This window comes from Aeromonas sp. ZOR0001 (genome assembly GCF_000801015.1).
Taxonomy (GTDB): Bacteria; Pseudomonadota; Gammaproteobacteria; order Enterobacterales; family Aeromonadaceae; genus Aeromonas; species Aeromonas veronii.
In genome coordinates, this window is sequence record NZ_JRJY01000005.1 from 14,383 (window position 1) to 31,431 (window position 17,049).

The following is a 17,049-nucleotide window of genomic DNA, read 5'->3' on the forward strand; positions in this document are numbered from 1 at the left end:
GGGTTTACTCCACCAGGCTCATACCGGGGATCTGGCGCCAGTAGCCGTTGCAATCGCGATCCTGCTGCAGAACGAGGGGCTGATTGCCCTGCCGGTTGGCTTTGAAGCGGGCCAGCATCTCCAGCGTCTCCATCCCTTGCGGCGAAAGCCTGACCACATCTACCAGACCTTCCATACCAGCCAGCTCGTTACCCAGGTTGTAGCAGTAACCGGACTGGGTCTGGATCCCGTTGAGATTGAACACCCGCTGCCCCTCGCGGCTGTTGGCCAGTCGTCCGGTGGGGTAGTTGATGCAGGCGAGCTCGCAGTTGTCCTTGGGCTTGTCGAGGGATCGGGCGGTGAAGCAGCGCGCCGAGTAGGCGAGCGGCAGATGGCCGTAGGCAAACACCTCCACCTCAAATTGGTCGCGCAGGGGGCCCAGATCCTGATTGAGCTGGATCAGCCAGTCACGGGAGAGCTCCACCGGCATGACCCAGCGTTTCATCCCCTGTTTGAGCAGCATGCGCAGCACATCGGCGTTATAGGCGTTGATGGCGGGACCACAGACGAAGGGGATCCCTGCCTCCCAGGCGAGTTGCACCGTACCGAGATCGTTGGCTTCGACCATCAGGTCGCCATTGTCGACCAGCCGCTTCACCTCCTTGAGCTCGGAAGGGGCGGAGATAAGGGCGAGGGTCGAGAGCACCACCTGCTTGCCGGAGCTGGCCACCTGACGGGCCAGCGCAATCCAGTCATCGACTTTGAGTTCGCGCCGCTTGCTGCAGACGGTCTCCCCCAGATAGATGATGTCGGCCTGACTGTCGGCAGCGGCATGGTAAAAGGCTTCGGTATCGGCTTTGGGCCAGTAGAAGAGCAGAGGCCCGAGAGAAAATTGCATGGGTGGACTCCTTATTGCCACTGACGATGGTAGGCGCCGAGGGTAGTCTGGCTACCTTCGGAGACGCGGGCTAGCTGGGCATCCCACTCAGCTTTAACCTGATAGGCCTCGGGATTGGCCTGATAGGCATCGATGGCTGCACGCCAGACCCGGGTCACTTGCTCCACATAAGCGGGGCTGCGCTGGCGCCCTTCAATCTTGACCGACTGGATCCCAGTCTTGAACAGCTCGGGCAGGAGACCCAGGGTATTGAGACTGGTGGGCTCTTCCAGCGCGTGGTAGGTCTGGCCATCCACGTCGAAACGCCCTTTGCAGAGGGTCGGGTAACCGGCATTTTCGCCCGGGCCATAGCGGTCGATCAGTACCTCGTTGAGCCGCGACTCGAGACCATTCGGGGTCTCTTCCCAACGGACGAACTTGGCCGGTGAGCAGGCGCCGACGGTGTTGGGGCTCTCGCCAGTCATGTAGGAGGAGAGATAGCAGCGCCCCTCGGCCATAATGCAGAGGCTGCCAAAGGCGAACACCTCTAGGCCAACATCGGTCTCGCGGGCCAGCTGCTTGACCTGATGCATGGAGAGCACCCGGGGCAGCACCACCCGTGTGGCATTGAATTGCTGCTGATAGAAGCGAATGGCGGCGGCATTGGTGGCGCTGGCCTGCACCGAGACATGGAGTTCCATCTCGGGGTAGTGGCGGCTGGCATATTCCAGCACGGCGAGATCGGCGATGATTAACGCATCGGCGCCGAGGGCCACCCCGCGATCAACCGCCTGTTTCCATCGAGTATCGGCCCCGGGATGGGCAAAGGTATTGATGGCAATATGCAGCTTGCGACCATGTTGATGCACATAATCTACCGCCTTCTCCAGTTTGCTGTCGGTAAAGTTGAGACCGGCAAAGTGGCGGGCATTGGTGTCATCCTTGAAACCGATATAAACGGCATCGGCCCCGTTATCCACGGCGGTTTTCAGTGCCGGCAAACTGCCTGCCGGACAGAGTAATTCCATTGGTACGCTCCGAGAGTGCATATGAAGGGCAAACGAGCCCTGATTGTATGCAGCCATGCACTCCCGCTTTTTGACCTGAGGCAGCTTTGTGTGGCTTTACCCTTCTTGAGGTAACCCTGCACAAGTTTGATTTCCAACAGGATCTTGCCACTCTCCCTGTGTTTGAATGCGCAAAAAAGGGAGTCTATCGTGTTTCAACAACTGCAACGCCGCCTGGTCGAACAGGCTCCGCGCTTCTTGCGCCATCCCCTCAAGCTGGTTCCGTTCAATCTGCAAAAGCAGCTGATGGAGAGTTTGCTGGCCCGGGTTTTCAAAGAGGCTATCGAAGATGGCGATTTCGAGTTTCTGGCAGACAAGTGGCTGAAAGTCGAAGTCTCTGATCTGGAGCTGTGCTGGTTTATCAGTGAGCAGAATGGCCAGCTGGTGGTAGCTCGCGAGTGTGACAAGGCCGATGTCTGCTTCAGCGGTACGGCCAACGACCTGATCCTCATCGCTGGTCGCAAAGAGGATCCGGACTCGCTCTTTTTCCAGCGCAAGCTGAAGATAGAAGGGGATACCGAACTGGGCCTTGAGGTGAAAAACCTGATGGACAGTCTGGATCTCGATGGCTTGCCAAGCCTGATGAAGTATCCCCTGATGGATCTGGCGACGTTTATCGAACGCGCCCGCACAGAGTCAGCGCAGGCTCCGGTGCAAACGGCGCCGGGCGGGATCCCGTCTTAAGTGGACAATCACTCCATGGGCATGGCGACGATAATGGTGCCGTGCCCAGAGGCAGCGACAGGCCCACAGACAGGGCAGCAAGGCGATGAGTGCCGCAGGGGCGGGCAGCTGTGACATGGCCAGCCCCGCAGCCAGCCAGATGAAGGGCTGCGCTTCATACAGCCACTCCGGCTGTAGCCAGCGTTTGCTCGGAAAGATAATCAGATCGGTACGTCGGTAGCTGGAGCGCATCATCCAGGTCACCGCTCCGGCGATAAACAGCAAGGCGCCTGCAAACCAGAGCAGGGGCTGTTCACTCAACGTAATAATGGCAATGGCTGCCAGCAGGTAGAGGCTGGGCAATCTCTCATAGATAAAGGGAGGAAGCATGGCGTGGTGTCTCCTGTGCCGTTTATCGGATATCCATCAAGTTTAGTCCCTCCTCTCACTTCCCTCATGCTGGTTTGTTATACAAACGGGTAGTTTTGTTCTGAAATGGCTCGGCTTTTACGGTGCCAACATCGTGTTCTCTTATGTTACAATTGCGCGCCATTTTTGACTGAAGATTGACTGGGCATGTTGGATCAGATTCGTATCGTTTTGGTAAACACCTCTCATACCGGCAACATGGGGTCTGCGGCACGTGCCATGAAGACCATGGGTTTGACCCAGCTGGTATTGGTTGATCCGCAAGCCTTGCCGGATGACAATGCCTTCGCCCTGGCGGCTGGTGCCAGCGATGTGCTTGCCAATGCCCGTATCGTCCCGACACTGGACGACGCGATTGCCGATTGTGGTCTGGTGATTGGCACCAGCGCCCGCTCGCGAACCCTGAGCTGGCCCATGCTCGATCCCCGTGAGGCTGGCGAAAAGTCGGTGGTTGAGGGGATGCAGCACCCGGTCGCGCTGGTGTTTGGCCGTGAACGCACCGGTCTCACCAACGACGAATTGCAAAAGTGCCACTACCACGTGGCCATTCCGGCCAATCCTGATTACAGCTCTCTCAATCTGGCCATGGCGGTGCAGACTCTCTGCTACGAAGTGCGGATGCGCTGGCTGCAGGGGCAGGCCGCCGAGCCTGAAGACGAGATGGTCTATCCGAGTGCCGCCCAGCTGGAAGGGTTTTATCAGCACCTGGAACAAACCCTGATGAAGACCGGTTTTATTGCCGATGACCATCCGGGTCATGTGATGAGCAAGCTGCGTCGCCTGTTCAATCGGGCTCGGCCGGAAGCAGCTGAGCTCAACATTCTGCGCGGTATTCTGACCTCGGTGCAGAAAGCGCGCGTACCGGATTAATCCGACTGATTTACTCAACCATATACTTGACTGATTTGGTCGGGTATGTGACCATGTGCCCCATTAAATTGCTTCGCAAGACGGTAAGGCACATGAGACTGACTTCAAAAGGACGTTACGCTGTAACCGCCATGCTCGACGTGGCGCTGCATGCAGAGCAGGGGCCCGTCCCCCTTGCCGATATTTCCGAGCGCCAGGGCATCTCGTTGTCCTATCTCGAGCAGCTCTTTGCCCGCCTGCGTAAACATGGTCTGGTGAGCAGCGTGCGTGGCCCGGGTGGTGGTTATCGCCTCGGGTTGGCCCCAGGCGAGATTTCGGTTGGTCAGGTGATCACCGCGGTCGATGAGTCGGTCGATGCAACCAAGTGCCTCGGCAAGGGCGGTTGCCACGGCGGTACCCAGTGCCTGACTCACTCCCTGTGGCGTGATCTGAGTGAACGGATCTCCAGTTTCCTCGGGGATATCACCCTGGCCGAGCTGGTGCGCCAGGCCGATGTGCGCCGGATTGCCGGCAAGCAAGATGAACAAATGAAGACCGTGTTGTCCCTGGTTGATCGGGCAGAACACGGCGATGTGAGCTTGAAAGTCCAACTATAAACGTGCTTTCCACAGCGGGACTCTGTATGACCCGGACTGTGACGGAGAAAAACATGAAACTGCCTATTTACCTTGATTATTCGGCAACCTGTCCGGTGGACCCGCGTGTCGCAGAAAAAATGATGCAGTGTCTCACCATGGATGGCCTGTTCGGCAATCCGGCTTCCCGTTCTCACCGCTTTGGCTGGCAAGCCGAAGAGGCGGTGGATCTGGCCCGTAATCAAGTGGCAGATCTGATCGGTGCCGATCCCCGCGAGATCGTCTTCACTTCCGGTGCGACCGAATCCAATAACCTGGCCATCAAGGGTGTTGCCCACTTCTATGCCAGCAAGGGCAAGCACATCATCACCTCCAAGACCGAACACAAGGCGGTGCTCGATACCTGTCGCCAGCTGGAGCGTGAAGGGTTCGAGGTGACCTATCTTGAGCCGATGCCCAACGGCCTGTTCACTATCGAGATGATCGAAAATGCCATGCGTGATGACACCATCCTGGTCAGCATCATGCATGTGAACAACGAAATCGGCGTGGTTCAGAACATTGCCGCCATCGGCGAGTTGTGCCGTTCCCGCAAGATCCTGCTGCACGTGGATGCCGTTCAGAGTGTGGGCAAGATCCCGGTAGATGTGGAAGCACTGAAAGTGGATCTGCTCTCCGTCTCTGCGCACAAGGTGTATGGTCCGAAAGGGATCGGTGCACTGTTTGTTCGCCGCAAACCCCGCGTTCGTCTGGAAGCCCAGATGCACGGCGGTGGCCACGAGCGCGGCATGCGTTCCGGTACTCTGCCGACCCACCAGATCGTCGGGATGGGCGAAGCCTTCCGTATCGCCAAAGAAGAGATGGCGAGTGAAGGCGAGCGTATCTTGGCACTGCGCCAGCGTCTGTGGAATGGCATCAAGGACATTGAAGCCGTCTACATCAATGGCGATCTGGATCAGCGTGTTCCGGGCAACCTCAACGTCAGCTTTGCCTATGTGGAAGGGGAATCCCTCATCATGGCGCTGAAAGATTTGGCGGTCTCTTCCGGTTCGGCCTGTACTTCCGCCAGCCTGGAACCTTCCTATGTGCTGCGCGCACTGGGTCTGAACGACGAGCTGGCGCACAGCTCCATCCGTTTCAGCATGGGTCGCTTCACCACCGAGGAAGAGATTGACTACGCGGTCAAGCTTATTCGTGACTCCATCGGTCGTCTGCGCGAGATGTCCCCCCTGTGGGAGATGTACAAAGACGGCGTCGATCTGAACACGGTCGAATGGGCTCATCACTGATCCACTGGGTCAGTGAGCAACAGAATTAGCAGGAGTGAGATATGGCTTACAGTGAAAAAGTAATCGACCACTACGAGAATCCTCGCAACGTCGGTGGTTTTGACAAGAATGATCCCAGCGTTGCAACCGGCATGGTCGGTGCGCCCGCCTGTGGCGACGTGATGAAGCTGCAATTGAAGATCAGCGACGAAGGCATCATCGAAGATGCCAAGTTCAAGACCTACGGCTGCGGTTCTGCCATCGCCTCCAGCTCCCTGGTGACCGAATGGGTCAAGGGCAAGACCCTGGACGAAGCGGCTGGCATCAAGAACACAGATATCGCTGAAGAGTTGGCCCTGCCACCGGTGAAGATCCACTGCTCCATTCTGGCCGAGGACGCCATCAAGGCCGCCATCGCCGATTACAAGCAGAAGAAAGGTCTCTAAGCGCCGGAGAGCAGTATGGCTATTACCATGACAGATGCCGCCGCGGCACGGGTTTCCTCTTTTCTGGCTAACCGGGGCAAGGGCATTGGCCTGCGCCTCGGCGTCAAAACCACCGGCTGCTCCGGTCTGGCCTACGTGCTTGAGTTCGTTGATGAACTGACCGATGAGGATCAGGTGTTCGAGCAGCAGGGTGTCAAGATTATTGTTGATGCCAAGAGCCTGATCCATCTGGATGGCACCGAGCTGGATTTCGTCAAGGAGGGCCTCAACGAGGGCTTCCAGTTCAACAATCCCAATGCCAAAGGCGAGTGTGGTTGCGGCGAAAGCTTCAGTGTCTGAGATGTTTGACGTCAATGATCCTTCGTCTGTGGTTGAGCGGGTCGCCCATGACCCGTTCAACCACATCTCATTTGCCAGGGGCGAGTGAGGTTGTGGCGAACGTTTCCAAGAGGTTTGCATGAATCATTTCGAGCTGTTTGGGCTGGTTGAAGGCTTCGAGCTCGATACCCGTCAGTTGGCTGATACCTACCGCCAGCTGCAAACCCAATTCCATCCTGATCGTTTTGCCACCGCCCCCGAACGGGAGCAGCTGGCTGCGGTGCAACGTGCCGCCCAGATCAACGAAGCATTCACCACCCTCAAGGCGCCGCTGCGCCGTGCCGAATATCTGCTCTCCCTGCGTGGCACTGATATCCGTGGTGAACAGCAGACTCTGCAAGATACCGCGTTTCTGATGCAGCAGCTGGAGTGGCGCGAGCGTCTGGCCGATCTGAAAGATGACGCCGACCCTGAGCGCGCCATCAAGGATTTCCGCAGCGAGATCAGGCATGATCACCAGATGTTGATGCAGCAGCTGGCCGAGTCTCTTGCCGCCGGCAGAGATCTCGTTGCCGCTGATTGCGTTCGCAAACTCAAGTTTGTCGACAAGCTCCTCGAAGAGCTGGAACGATTCGAAGACTCGCTTCTCGAGTCTTGATCCTTTAACGCTGGAAGTTTCATTACCCATGGCATTACTGCAAATCGCCGAACCCGGCCAGAGCGCTGTTCCCCATCAGCACAAACGTGCCGTCGGCATCGATCTCGGCACCACCAATTCTCTCGTCGCTGCGGTTCGCAGTGGTCACGCTGATACCCTTTGCGATGAGCAAGGGCGCGACCTGCTCCCGTCAGTGGTGCACTATCAAAGCGACGCCATTCGAGTCGGAATTGATGCCAAGCGCGAAGCGGCGCTCGATCCTCACAACACCATCGTCTCGGTCAAACGGATGATGGGCAAGGCGTTGGCCGATATCGACACCCGCCAGCAGCCTTACCAGTTTGTTGCCGCCGACAATGGCATGCCGCAACTGCAAACCCGTCAGGGGCTGGTCAATCCGGTGCAGGTATCGGCCGAAATTCTCAAAAAGCTGGCCGAGCGTGGCGCCCAGACACTCGGGGGCGATCTCGATGGCGTGGTCATTACCGTGCCCGCCTATTTCGATGATGCCCAGCGTCAGGGCACCAAGGATGCGGCCCGTCTGGCCGGTCTGCACGTACTGCGTCTGCTCAACGAGCCGACCGCGGCCGCGATTGCCTATGGCCTTGACTCCGGTCAGGAAGGGGTGATCGCGGTTTACGATCTGGGGGGCGGCACCTTCGATATCTCTATCCTGCGTCTGCACCGCGGTGTGTTCGAAGTGATGGCGACCGGCGGCGATTCCGCCCTCGGCGGTGATGATTTTGATCACCTGCTGGCGGACTGGATCAAGGAGCAAGCGGGCCTCTCCGGCGAGCTGGATGCCCATCTGCAGCGCGAGCTGCTGGATGTGGCCGCTGCCGTCAAACACGGCCTGACCGATGCCGAGCAGGTGGCGTGTACCTTTGCGGGCTGGCAGGGATCAGTGAGCCGCAACCAGTTTGATGAACTCATCACCCCGCTGGTGAAACGGACCTTGCTGGCTTGTCGCCGCGCCCTGCGCGATGCCGGTCTCGAGCAGGTGGAAGTGCTGGAAGTGGTGATGGTCGGTGGCTCCACCCGGGTGCCGCTGGTGCGTGAACTGGTGGGCGAGTTCTTCCAGCGTACGCCGCTGACCAGCATCGATCCGGACAAGGTGGTCGCCATCGGCGCCGCCATCCAGGCCGATATTCTGGTGGGCAACAAGCCCGATGCCGAGATGCTGCTGCTGGACGTTATCCCCTTGTCGCTGGGTCTGGAGACCATGGGTGGCCTCGCCGAGAAGGTGATCCCGCGCAACACTACCATCCCGGTTGCCCGCGCCCAGGAGTTCACCACCTTCAAGGATGGTCAGACCGCCATGGCCATTCACGTGGTACAGGGGGAACGCGAGTTGGTGGCCGATTGCCGCTCCCTGGCCCGCTTTACCCTGACCGGTATTCCGCCGATGGCAGCCGGCGCCGCCCATATTCGCGTCACCTTCCAGGTGGATGCGGATGGTCTGCTCTCGGTCAGCGCCATGGAGAAATCCTCCGGCGTGCAGGCCGAGATCCAGGTCAAGCCCTCTTATGGGCTGGCGGAGCAGGATATCCTCAACATGCTGAGTGCCTCCATCGAGAATGCCCAGCAGGATATGGATGCCCGCATGCTGGCCGAGCAGCAGGTTGAAGCTGACCGTGTGGTCGAGAGTTTGAATGCCGCGCTGGCTGCCGATGGCGATGCCCTGCTCAATGCTGCCGAGCGTGCCGAGATTGATGCCGCCATCGCCCATCTGCTGACCATGCGCAACAGCGGCGCAACCCATCAAATCAAAGAAGCCATTGAGGCAGCCGATGCTGTCAGTGGCGAGTTTGCAGCCCGCCGGATGGACGCCTCCATCCGCAAGGTGCTGACCGGACAAAACGTCAACAAGGTGTAATATGCCAAAACTGATCATTCTTCCTCATCCCGTACTCTGTCCGGATGGCGCCGCCCTCGAGGGGCAAAGCGGCGAGACCATTCTGGATGTGGCGCTGCGCAACGGTATCGAAATCGAGCATGCCTGCGAGAAATCCTGTGCCTGCACCACCTGCCACTGCGTGGTGCGGGAGGGCTTTGACTCGCTCGAGCCAAGTGACGAGCTGGAAGACGACATGCTGGACAAGGCGTGGGGGTTGGAGCCGGAATCGCGCCTCAGCTGCCAGGCAAAACTGGCAGACGAGGATCTGGTGGTGGAACTGCCCAAGTACACCCTGAACCTTGCCTCTGAACGCCATTAATTACACATGAGTGAATTGCACGTGCAGCATCCTGTGGTGCTTCAGTGATATGGTGGAAGGCCGTGACCCTCGGGGGCACGGCCTTTTTTGTATTCGTTATTCTCTCTTTGCCAATAAGCTCTTTCCCATAAAGAGTGCTTATACATAGTGCCAGTAAAAAGGAAGCAAACACGATGGCTGACATGATGAAGGTAGCGTTATCCACCCAGGCTGCGGCCGCCTATTGGGGCGAGGGCGCCCAGCTCAGTTTCAATGGCGACGAGGCACTGATCCATCTTGGTGCCGCGGGTCAGGAGAAGGATGTTCTGCGCACCGTTCAGCGCGCCGCCCGTCGCCTCGAATCGAGCGGGATCAAGCGGGTGATGCTGGTCGGTGAAGGCTGGGATCTGGAGCGTCGCTACGCGTTCGCCCAGGGTTTCTACGCCGCCAAGGGTGCGCGTGAACTGGATTTCGGCCAGCAGAGCGACGCGGAAGCCCGTGAACTGGATGCGCTGCTCAAGGCGGCTCGCTGGGTACGTGACATCACCAATGGCTGTCCGGAAGAGATCTACCCCATGAGTCTGGCGGAATCGGCCCTGTTGCTCATTCGTGGTCTGGCCGGGGATCAGGTTACAGCTCGCATCACCGCCGGTGAAGCGCTGCGCGAGTCCGGCCATATCGGGATCTGGTCGGTTGGCCGTGGCAGCGAACGCGAGCCTGTGCTGCTGGAGCTTGACTACAACCCGACCGGTGATCGCAATGCACCCGTGGTGGCGGCGCTGGTGGGCAAGGGGATCACTTTCGATTCCGGTGGCTACTCCATGAAGTCCTCTGACAACATGCTGCCGATGAAGTCCGATATGGGCGGCGCGGCCATGGTGACCGGCGCGCTGGCGCTGGCTATCAGCCGCGGTCTGAACCAGCGGGTGAAGCTCATTCTCTGCTGCGCCGAGAACCTGGTCTCCGGCCACGCCTTCAAGCTGGGCGACATCCTCACTTACAAGAATGGGGTTTCGGTCGAGATCCAGAACACCGATGCGGAAGGGCGTCTGGTGCTGGCCGATGGCCTGATGGCGGCCTCCGACAGCGGTGCAGCTTATATCCTTGACGCAGCCACCCTGACCGGCGCCGCCAAGATGGCGCTGGGGCGCGACTACAATGCGGTGTTTGCCCTCGATGAGACCGAACAGCTGCGTGCGCTGGCCGCTGCCAAGGTGGAAAACGAACAGGCGTGGGCGCTTCCGCTGGAACCCTGGCATGCCAGCCAGCTCACCTCGGCCTTTGCCGATCTGGGCAACGTCGCCTCGGCAGAAGGCACGGCCGGTGCCACCACGGCTGCTGCGTTCCTTTCCCGCTTCGTGCGTGATGAGGGCAAGGGTTGGGTGCACCTGGATCTGGCAGCCTCTTATCAGAAATCGGGCAACGATCTCTGGGCGACCGGCGCCAAGGGGCACGGTCTGCGTACCATCGCCCGCTGGCTGCAGGAGGTGACCGCATGAATGTCTGGTTAAGTCGTGAATTTGCACCGGCCGAGTGGGGGGAGGGGGCGCTGCTCTCTCACCGTGCCGACGGCATGGTGATCCATCTGGTGACGGCCAATCCGCTGCTCGATATCCAGCAGGCGGCCCGTCGCCTCTGCCAGCAGGGGATCCAGAAAGTGACCCTGGCTGGTCACTGGGAGCGTGAACAGCAGTGGGCTTTTGCCCAAGGGCTGCAAACCCCCAAGGCGGAGGTGCAACTGCAGTGGGCCATGTCCTCGGAAGAGGACAGAGAGGAGCTGGAAGCGCGTTGGCTCTGCGGCCGCTGGGTGCGCGAGATGACCAATGCCACCCCGGAGCAGTTGGGCCCGCTGGAGCTGGCGGTGGAAGCGGCCTCCTTTATTACCGAGCTGGCGCCGGACAAGGTGAGTCATCGCATTTTGAAAGGCGAAGCGCTGCAACAGGCGGGCTGGGTCGGCCTCTATCAGGTGGGCCGCGGCAGTGCGCGCGAACCGGTATTGCTGGAGCTCGACTTCAACCCGGGGCGTGACCCCAAGGCGCCGGTGGCTGCAGCGCTGGTGGGCAAGGGGATCACCTTTGACTCCGGCGGCTACTCCATGAAGAGCTCCGAGGGGATGCTCACCATGAAGTGCGACATGGGTGGTGCGGCGATTGTCACCGGTGCGCTGGCGCTGGCCATGCTGCGCGGGCTCGACAAGCGGGTGAAGCTGATCCTCTGCTGCGCCGAGAACCTGGTCTCCGGCCACGCCTACAAGCTGGGCGACATCCTCACCTACAAGAACGGCACCACGGTCGAGATTGTGAATACCGATGCCGAGGGGCGGCTGGTACTGGCCGACGGCCTGCAACTGGCGAGCGAGTCCGGCGCACCGCTGATCATCGATGCCGCGACCCTGACCGGCGCAGCCGTGATGGCGCTGGGTGGGCGCTACAATGCCCTGTTTGGCCTCGATAAAGGGCTGGTAAGCCGCGCCATGACCTATGCCGATGCCGAACATGAGCCTGCCTGGCCGCTGCCGCTGGAGCCCTGGCACCGCCAGCAGTGCCCCTCCCATTACGCCGACACGGCCAACAGCCGTCCGGTGAAGGGGGGCGGGCCGGGTGGCGCCTCCAACGCTGCGGGTTTCCTCTCCCGTTTCGTTGCCAACGAAGGGATGGGCTGGTTGCATATCGATCTGGCCGCCTGCTTCAGTGACAACGGCGATGCCCTCTGGGCGCCGGGGGCCAATACCCTGGGGATGCGCACCATAGCGCGGGCCCTGCTGGCGGAAGCCAAATAGGCGAGACAAGGCACCTTCGGGTGCCTTTTTCATGCTGTTCGAATTGTGAGCAAAAGATGGGGTTTTGGCGGTTTAAGGTAACTATCGTGCGCAAGCGCACATATTTTCCGGCTCTGCTCGGTCAAGATGAGTGTGGATGTTGATTGCAAGGGAGTGATGTTTAATAAAAAGTTGCTTGTTTGTGTGTTTTTCCGGTTTTTGTTTACGTATAATAGCCAGCGAACATGGATTCTAACAATAAAACTCTGTAGTTAAGGAAAGATATCAATGGCCATCGAACGTACCTTCTCTATCGTCAAACCGGATGCTGTCAGCAAGAACCTGATCGGTGCCATCTATAGCCGTTTCGAAAGCGCAGGCTTGAAAGTGGTGGCATCCAAAATGCTGCACATGAGCAGTGAACAGGCTGCCGGTTTCTATGCCGAGCATCAGGGCAAGCCTTTTTATGACAATCTGGTCAGCTTCATGACCTCTGGCCCTGTCATGGTGCAGGTGCTGGAAGGGGAAGACGCCATCCGTCGCAATCGTGAGATCATGGGTGCTACCAACCCGAAAGAGGCGCTGGCTGGTACCTTGCGTGCCTGTTATGCCGAGAGCATCGATCGCAACGCAGTGCATGGCTCCGATGCACCGGCATCCGCTGCCCGCGAAATTGCCTACTTCTTCTCTGACAACGAGATCTGCCCGCGCGGCTGATTTTTGTGGATGATGACCCAAGGGAGCCTCGGCTCCCTTTGTTGTTTTCGCCGTTTACGCAATATCCCTCTATTCTCCAGGTGGAAAGCCAGACCCATTATTTGTACAATGCCGCCCCCTGACGTCGTCAGCCAATAATTGATGAAGTGTTTGAACTGAGGCCATTGATGAGCGAAACAAAAATCAACCTGCTGGATCTTGATCGGGATGCCATGCGTGCCTTTTTCGTCGAACTGGGCGAGAAGCCATTCCGGGCAGATCAGGTCATGAAGTGGATCTATCACTTTGGGTGTGATGATTTCGATCAGATGACCAACGTTAACAAGGTGCTCAAAGAGCGCCTCAAGGCGATCGCCGAGATCAAGGCGCCCGAGATCAGTCGCGAGCAGCGTTCTGCCGATGGCACCATCAAGTGGGCTCTGCAGGTGGGCGATCAGGAGGTAGAGACCGTCTACATCCCGGAAGATGACCGCGCGACCCTCTGCGTCTCCTCTCAAGTTGGCTGTGCGCTGGAGTGCAAGTTCTGCTCCACGGCTCAACAAGGCTTCAACCGCAATCTGAAAGTCTCCGAGATCATCGGTCAGGTGTGGCGTGCTGCCCGTGTGGTCGGTGGCAAGCGTCCCATCACCAACGTGGTGATGATGGGGATGGGCGAGCCGCTGCTCAACCTCGCCAACGTGGTGCCCGCCATGCGTCTGATGATGGATGACTACGGCTTTGGCATCTCCAAGCGCCGGGTGACCATCTCCACCTCTGGCGTGGTACCTGCGCTGGACAAGCTGGGCGACCAGATCGACGTGGCGCTGGCGATCTCCCTGCACGCCCCGAACGACAAGCTGCGTTCAGAGATCATGCCGATCAACGACAAATACAACATCGAGGAGTTCCTCGCAGGTGTCCGTCGTTACCTGGCCAAATCCAATGCCAACGGTGGTCGGGTGACCGTCGAGTATGTCCTGCTCGATCATATCAATGACGATATGCAGCATGCTCACGAGCTGGCCAAGGTGCTCAAGGACACTCCGAGCAAGATCAACCTGATCCCGTTCAACCCCTTCCCGGGCAACCCTTACGGCAAGCCGAGCAACAGCCGTATCGATCGCTTCTCCAAGGTGCTGATGGAGTACGGTTTCACCGTGATTGTCCGCAAGACCCGTGGTGATGACATCGATGCCGCCTGTGGTCAGCTGGTGGGTGACGTGATTGACCGTACCAAGCGAACTATCAAAAATCGGATGCAACAGGATGGGATTTCCGTCAAAATGGTTTAAATGCTAAGCCATTGTATAGACAGGGAATGGATACACGTACATTGATCGTAGTGGCAGCGCTCTGCGCGCTGCCAGGCTGTGTGACCGAGACCACTTACGCTGGCCAGAACTCGACCCAGCGTGAAGTGGGTCCTGACCTCAAGGCGGCTGCCCAAACCCGCCTCGACCTGGGTATCCAGTACCTGCGTCAGGGCAATGCCGAGCAGGCCAAGTTCAATCTTGACCGCGCCCTCCAGTATGACCCCTCCAACCCCCAGATCCAGATCGGCTTTGCCTACTTTTACCAGAAGGTAGGGGATTTCAAGGCAGCTGAGACTCATTACAAGAACGCCCTTGCCATGGATCCGTCCAATGCTGACGCAATGAACAACTATGGTGCCTTCCTCTGTGATCGCGGCAGGTATGCCGAGGCAGATCAGGCGTTCAACCAGGCTGTTATTCAGCCAGGCTACGTAAAAATTGCCGATACCTATGAAAATGCGGCACTTTGTGCGCTGCAAAATCGCAGAAATGATAAAGCAGGCGAGTACTATCGCCTGGCCTTGGGGTATAATCCCCGCAATCCAGGGTTATTGCTGGACTTGGCCGAGCTTTCCATGAAAGATGGCAAGCTGCCTGATGTGCAGTCCTACCTCGCCCGTTTTGCCGATGTGTCAGACGAGAACGAGGAGAGTCTCTGGTTGAGACTTCGGCTGGCGCAGGCGATGGACAAGCCGGCATTACTTCACCAATTCGGGACTGAGCTGGTAAGGCAATATCCCACTTCGCAACAAGCCAAGCGTTATTTAGCCAATGACTATTGAACAGCAACACGATTTCCAAGACGACTCCCAGGCAGTAGGCCCAGGCCAATTGCTGCGCAACGCCCGTGAACAGCTTGGCTGGACACGAGAACAGGTTGCGTCCCGCATTCACCTTCGTCTGACCCTGATCGCCGCTATCGAATCGGATACCTACGACAAGCACACCTCCCATACCTTTATTCGGGGCTATCTGCGTACCTATGCCAAGCTGGTCGGGATCCCCGACGAGACCATTCTGGCTGCTTACGACAAGCTGGGTCTGACTCCTCCCGACAATATCGACATGCAGAGCTTCTCCCGTCGCTCCCGCCAGCAAGCCAACGACAGTCGGCTCAAGGTGGTGACCTGGCTGGTGATCCTGGTGTTGATTGCGCTCTCGGTCGCTTGGTGGTGGCAGAGTACTTCACGCCGCTCCGCCGGTGATGAAGCGCTGGCAGCCACCGAGATGAGTGCAACCGGTTCGACTCCGGCTGAACCGGCTATCACGCCGCCCGATGCAATTAACACCGCTCCGGTGGAAGGCGCAGCCAACGCACCGGCAGCCACGGACGTGATTGCCCCTGCGGTGGTCTCCGATGCGACGGCTACCCTGGCGCCTGCTTCTGCGGCTGTTGCCCCGAACGATGTCAGCGCGGCTGTCGGCACTGCGACCGATGCTGCGGTATCCGGCGCCAATGGCACTGAATCTGAAGAGGCTGTCGTTGATCCGGCGACTGCGCCGCAACTGAAGATGAGCTTCACCGCCGATTGCTGGCTGGATGTGAAGGATGCCAACGGCAAGACCCTGTTCAGTGGTCTGAAGAAGGCCAACGACGAGCTGGTGCTGGAAGGCGCCGAGCCCCTGAAGTTCATCATTGGCGCGCCCATGGCCGTCAAGCTTGACTACAAGGGTCAGTCGTTTGATATGAGCCGTTACAACAACGGTCGTACAGCCCGCTTCTCACTGCCGCAGGAGTAATCTGTTTCCCATGTCTTCTCACGAATCACCCATCATTCGTCGTAAATCCAGACAGATCATGGTTGGTAATGTACCGGTTGGGGGCGATGCCCCCATTACCGTGCAGACCATGACCAATACCAAGACCACAGATGTCGCCGCCACCATCGAGCAGATCCAGCGGATCGAGCGGGTCGGTGCCGATATCGTCCGTGTCTCCGTGCCCACCATGGAAGCGGCGGAAGCCTTCCGGCTCATCAAACAGCAAACCCGCATCCCCATCGTTGCCGATATCCACTTCGACTATCGCATCGCCCTGAAAGTGGCCGAGTACGGTGCCGATTGCCTGCGTATCAACCCGGGCAACATCGGTAACGAGCAGCGGGTGCGATCTGTGGTCGATTGCGCGCGCGACCTCAATATTCCGATCCGTATCGGGGTCAATGGCGGGTCGCTGGAGAAAGATATCCAGGAGAAGTACGGCGAGCCGACCCCAGAGGCGCTGGTAGAGTCCGCCATGCGTCACGTGGACTATCTCGATCGTCTCGATTTCCAGGACTTCAAGGTGAGCGTCAAGGCCTCCGATGTGTTTCTGGCAGTCGGTGCCTATCGCCTGCTGGCCAAGCAGATTGAACAGCCGCTGCACCTTGGCATCACCGAAGCGGGCGGTTTCCGTGCCGGCGCGGTGAAGTCTGCCATCGGTCTGGGCATGCTGCTTACCGACGGCATCGGCGATACCCTGCGTATCTCGCTGGCGGCGGATCCGGTGGAGGAGGTGAAGGTCGGTTTCGATATCCTCAAATCCCTGCGTATTCGCTCCCGTGGCATCAACTTTATCGCTTGCCCATCCTGCTCACGGCAGGAGTTCGATGTGATCGCTACCGTCAATGCACTGGAAGAGCGGCTCGAAGACATCATCACCCCGATGGATGTTTCCATCATCGGCTGTGTGGTGAATGGCCCGGGCGAAGCGCTGGTCTCCGACCTTGGTCTGGCCGGTGCCGCCAACAAGAGTGCCTTCTATGAAGGGGGCCAGCGGGTCGATCGGCTCGACAACAAGGATCTCATTCCAACTTTGGAGCGCCGCATTCGCGCCCGCGCCGCCATGCTGGATCCCGCCAACCGGATCCCGATGGACAAGGAGTGAGCGAAACAGGGCCACATTGGGTGGCCCTTTTTCCAGGTGACTGATTTTAAATCCCGCATCCGGATTCCCTG

The 17,049-nt window shown here is 58.8% G+C and carries 19 protein-coding genes; 16 read left to right on the forward strand and 3 right to left on the reverse strand.

What is annotated here, in order from left to right; genetic code table 11:
* Nucleotides 1–4: 4 nt before the first annotated feature.
* Nucleotides 5–877, reverse strand: a complete 873-nt coding sequence (locus tag L972_RS00615; protein WP_047434355.1) for a U32 family peptidase — start codon at nt 875–877, stop codon at nt 5–7.
* Between the two features lie 11 nt (nt 878–888).
* The gene (gene ubiU / locus L972_RS00620; RefSeq protein ID WP_047434357.1) at nt 889–1,884 is read right to left on the reverse strand and encodes a ubiquinone anaerobic biosynthesis protein UbiU; all 996 of its coding nucleotides are present in this window, start codon (nt 1,882–1,884) and stop codon (nt 889–891) included.
* Between the two features lie 189 nt (nt 1,885–2,073).
* Between ubiU and ubiT the strand changes: the two genes are divergently transcribed.
* Nucleotides 2,074–2,607: a ubiquinone anaerobic biosynthesis accessory factor UbiT gene (ubiT, locus tag L972_RS00625; protein ID WP_005344837.1), complete on the forward strand. Its 534-nt coding sequence runs from the start codon at nt 2,074–2,076 to the stop codon at nt 2,605–2,607.
* On the opposite strand, the gene L972_RS00630 is transcribed toward ubiT, so the two are convergent.
* A complete protein-coding gene (locus L972_RS00630; protein ID WP_047434360.1) occupies nt 2,560–2,976 on the reverse strand; it encodes a hypothetical protein in 417 nt (138 codons plus the stop codon). The genes ubiT and L972_RS00630 overlap by 48 nt on opposite strands.
* 186 nt (nt 2,977–3,162) lie before the next feature.
* Between L972_RS00630 and trmJ the strand changes: the two genes are divergently transcribed.
* The 15 genes from trmJ (at nt 3,163) to ispG (ending at nt 16,978) form a co-directional block, all read left to right on the forward strand.
* Entirely contained in the window at nt 3,163–3,885 is a 723-nt protein-coding gene (trmJ, locus tag L972_RS00635) for a tRNA (cytosine(32)/uridine(32)-2'-O)-methyltransferase TrmJ (RefSeq protein WP_047434362.1), read from the forward strand.
* 92 nt (nt 3,886–3,977) lie between these two features.
* Nucleotides 3,978–4,481, forward strand: a complete 504-nt coding sequence (iscR, locus tag L972_RS00640; protein WP_026035025.1) for a Fe-S cluster assembly transcriptional regulator IscR — start codon at nt 3,978–3,980, stop codon at nt 4,479–4,481.
* Between the two features lie 53 nt (nt 4,482–4,534).
* Nucleotides 4,535–5,749 carry an IscS subfamily cysteine desulfurase gene (locus tag L972_RS00645; RefSeq protein WP_047434365.1) on the forward strand — a complete coding sequence of 405 codons (1,215 nt, stop codon included), beginning with the start codon at nt 4,535–4,537 and terminating at the stop codon, nt 5,747–5,749.
* Nucleotides 5,750–5,790: 41 nt separating this feature from the next.
* Nucleotides 5,791–6,174 carry a Fe-S cluster assembly scaffold IscU gene (gene iscU, locus L972_RS00650; RefSeq protein WP_005333813.1) on the forward strand — a complete coding sequence of 128 codons (384 nt, stop codon included), beginning with the start codon at nt 5,791–5,793 and terminating at the stop codon, nt 6,172–6,174.
* A 15-nt stretch (nt 6,175–6,189) separates the two neighbouring features.
* Nucleotides 6,190–6,513: an iron-sulfur cluster assembly protein IscA gene (iscA, locus tag L972_RS00655; protein ID WP_005333812.1), complete on the forward strand. Its 324-nt coding sequence runs from the start codon at nt 6,190–6,192 to the stop codon at nt 6,511–6,513.
* A gap of 118 nt (nt 6,514–6,631) precedes the next feature.
* Nucleotides 6,632–7,150 (forward strand): co-chaperone HscB, encoded by a 519-nt coding sequence (gene hscB / locus L972_RS00660; protein ID WP_047434369.1) that lies wholly within the window; start codon nt 6,632–6,634, stop codon nt 7,148–7,150.
* A gap of 28 nt (nt 7,151–7,178) precedes the next feature.
* Nucleotides 7,179–9,026, forward strand: coding sequence for a Fe-S protein assembly chaperone HscA (gene hscA / locus L972_RS00665; protein WP_047434372.1), 1,848 nt, complete (start codon nt 7,179–7,181; stop codon nt 9,024–9,026).
* Nucleotide 9,027: 1 nt separating this feature from the next.
* A complete protein-coding gene (gene fdx, locus L972_RS00670; protein ID WP_005333808.1) occupies nt 9,028–9,366 on the forward strand; it encodes an ISC system 2Fe-2S type ferredoxin in 339 nt (112 codons plus the stop codon).
* A gap of 173 nt (nt 9,367–9,539) precedes the next feature.
* The gene (pepB, locus tag L972_RS00675) at nt 9,540–10,844 is read left to right on the forward strand and encodes an aminopeptidase PepB (protein WP_047434376.1); all 1,305 of its coding nucleotides are present in this window, start codon (nt 9,540–9,542) and stop codon (nt 10,842–10,844) included.
* Entirely contained in the window at nt 10,841–12,124 is a 1,284-nt protein-coding gene (pepB, locus tag L972_RS00680; protein ID WP_005359802.1) for an aminopeptidase PepB, read from the forward strand. Before pepB (L972_RS00675) ends, pepB (L972_RS00680) begins: the two co-directional genes overlap by 4 nt.
* A 267-nt stretch (nt 12,125–12,391) precedes the next feature.
* Entirely contained in the window at nt 12,392–12,820 is a 429-nt protein-coding gene (gene ndk, locus L972_RS00685; RefSeq protein ID WP_005333805.1) for a nucleoside-diphosphate kinase, read from the forward strand.
* Between the two features lie 167 nt (nt 12,821–12,987).
* The gene (locus tag L972_RS00690) at nt 12,988–14,091 is read left to right on the forward strand and encodes a bifunctional tRNA (adenosine(37)-C2)-methyltransferase TrmG/ribosomal RNA large subunit methyltransferase RlmN (RefSeq protein ID WP_005344856.1); all 1,104 of its coding nucleotides are present in this window, start codon (nt 12,988–12,990) and stop codon (nt 14,089–14,091) included.
* 11 nt (nt 14,092–14,102) lie between these two features.
* The gene (tapF, locus tag L972_RS00695; protein WP_085943024.1) at nt 14,103–14,894 is read left to right on the forward strand and encodes a PilW family type IVa pilus biogenesis/stability lipoprotein TapF; all 792 of its coding nucleotides are present in this window, start codon (nt 14,103–14,105) and stop codon (nt 14,892–14,894) included.
* Nucleotides 14,884–15,852, forward strand: coding sequence for a cytoskeleton protein RodZ (rodZ, locus tag L972_RS00700; RefSeq protein ID WP_047434383.1), 969 nt, complete (start codon nt 14,884–14,886; stop codon nt 15,850–15,852). Before tapF ends, rodZ begins: the two co-directional genes overlap by 11 nt.
* 10 nt (nt 15,853–15,862) lie before the next feature.
* Nucleotides 15,863–16,978, forward strand: coding sequence for a flavodoxin-dependent (E)-4-hydroxy-3-methylbut-2-enyl-diphosphate synthase (ispG, locus tag L972_RS00705; protein WP_005333801.1), 1,116 nt, complete (start codon nt 15,863–15,865; stop codon nt 16,976–16,978).
* The last annotated feature ends 71 nt before the right edge of the window (nt 16,979–17,049 follow it).